This is a genomic window from Flammeovirga sp. OC4, assembly GCF_000812565.1.
In the GTDB taxonomy this organism is placed as follows: Bacteria; Bacteroidota; Bacteroidia; order Cytophagales; family Flammeovirgaceae; genus Flammeovirga.
Genome location: NZ_JTAM01000152.1, coordinates 1 through 2033, shown reverse-complemented (window position 1 = coordinate 2033; position 2033 = coordinate 1). Strand labels below are relative to the sequence as shown.

2 protein-coding genes are annotated in these 2033 nt (G+C 31.2%); both read left to right on the top strand.

Features of this window, described 5'->3' with window-relative positions; all coding sequences use genetic code 11:
- Positions 1–97 precede the first annotated feature (97 nt).
- The gene (locus tag PL77_RS31265) at positions 98–961 is read left to right on the top strand and encodes a hypothetical protein (RefSeq protein WP_052444844.1); all 864 of its coding nucleotides are present in this window, start codon (positions 98–100) and stop codon (positions 959–961) included.
- 566 nt (positions 962–1527) lie between these two features.
- Entirely contained in the window at positions 1528–1827 is a 300-nt protein-coding gene (locus tag PL77_RS29620; protein ID WP_044213605.1) for a hypothetical protein, read from the top strand.
- The last annotated feature ends 206 nt before the right edge of the window (positions 1828–2033 follow it).

Here is a 2033-nt window from a genome sequence, read left to right as displayed (position 1 = left end):
TTACTATTGTATAAATGCCATGGTATGATACATATAACATGGTTTTTATTAAATGTCATATTCAATTTCTACAAATAAGAGATACAACTTTTAAAAAATGAAAAATAGAATACTTACAGTTTTAGCAATTATATTGTCCATATCCACATCAGAAATTTTTGCCCAAAGTAAACAACTAAGTTTAACAAATGGAGATGGATGGTACCGTATTATTAGTGGAACAACAGCTAGAGGAGGAGGAATGGTTAGAATATACGGAACAGTTGGAAATAATAGACAAACACTGATTACAATGAATGTTTCTCTCATGCGGTTTGGACAAGGAGGTTCAATTAACATAACAGATAATGTATTTTACAACACTAATCATGTTGACCTAATAAGAGGTGGGTCTGTTAATAATCAAGAATATGTACTTGATATCCATTTTGTCGGAATTAATAACCCTACTGATCTTTGGGTAGAAGTAGATGGACAAAGCATGCCGATATTGGATGATCCTATATATAATCCGACAGCACCTGACAGAAACATAATTGAAATATCTGGACGAGTGATTGGGGTTTGCAGTAAAAGATGGCCGATATATTTCGACCAAAATGTAGGCATTGGAACTGACAATCCTAAATCAAAACTTGCCGTAAACGGACAAATCCGAGCAACTGAAGTAAAAGTATTGGCAGATCTCAGTGTGCCAGACTATGTGTTTGAATCGGGTTACGAACTACGAACTCTCAAAGAAACTAAAAAATATATATCTGAAAATAAACACCTTCCCGAAATTCCGTCCGCTAACGAAATTGCTAAAAACGGAATTGATCTTGGAGATATGAATATGCGACTATTGAAAAAGATTGAGGAACTCACGCTTTATCAGATTGAACTGATTGAACAACTTGAACAGCAGAATGCAGAATTACAAATTATAAAAAAGGAACTTCAAGAAATGAAGAATAAATAGAATACAATGAACAGCAAAAACTGTAGAGGTATTATTAAGAGTAACAGTTCATTTAAAAGATGGTAGTTCTCATAAACTCTATACAGTAATTACTCCTTTAAAAGACTTAAAGACTATTTTCATTACAAATAGTAAGCTAGATAAGTTATTTATTTCTCCTGCTTATATTATTATAAAAAAGAGAAAGCAACTAAATACTACTGAAATTAATGACAACATATTATGGTATCTGAATGCTGAAGCAAATAGTAAAGAAAAGTTTCTATTAAAAATGGGGACCGAGTTTTATATTGAAGATCATGATTACTATTTATTTTCCTCTATTTATAAAAAAGAGCCTTTTTATGAATTCCGTGGAGAGGTTGAAATTGAGTCAACTAATCGTGAAAAGAAAAAACACAAAGCAAAGACTAAAAAAGCATAGGGTTATTGGAGAAATTGGTATTTATTGCGTAAAATCAAATCCAGTAACGATTGAAAAATTTAAAAGCCTTGTGTCTATGTAGTAATGTTTAAGAGTGTACTGCACAATACGAAAATAGGTGTTTAGCATAATTGAAAATCGCATGACAAAGGCATTAAAAATCTTGATTGTTGGACTTTGGATTCTAATCCTGACAATTTGGGGTGGAGTTATTTGGCTTGGGATTCCGATGGATATTTCAGACGATGTTACTCGTGGAATCGTTGAGCCAATGAGAACTGATATTGATGATGTGATTCAAAAAAGACGAATAATATCAATACTTTTTTTAATTCCTGCTTTAACTGTCTTTGAATTTTTAATTTATGGTATTTTAAAAAATAAAGATCATCTATTCTATATCGGGATGGTTTTGACTATTTTACCGATACTAGCAATATGAATTCTTGGATTGATTCAAGAACCTGAGATGTACTACAAAAATGTAGTCGTTTTGATTCTGTGTACTTCTCTTATACTTGGACTGATTAAAGGACTGAAAGAAATATATGAATACAGAAAGTTAAGACTAAGAAACAAATAATAACTCTTTAAAACATTATGTACAGTAATAAAGCATCACTTGTTTTGTAATACATTAAACAGTAA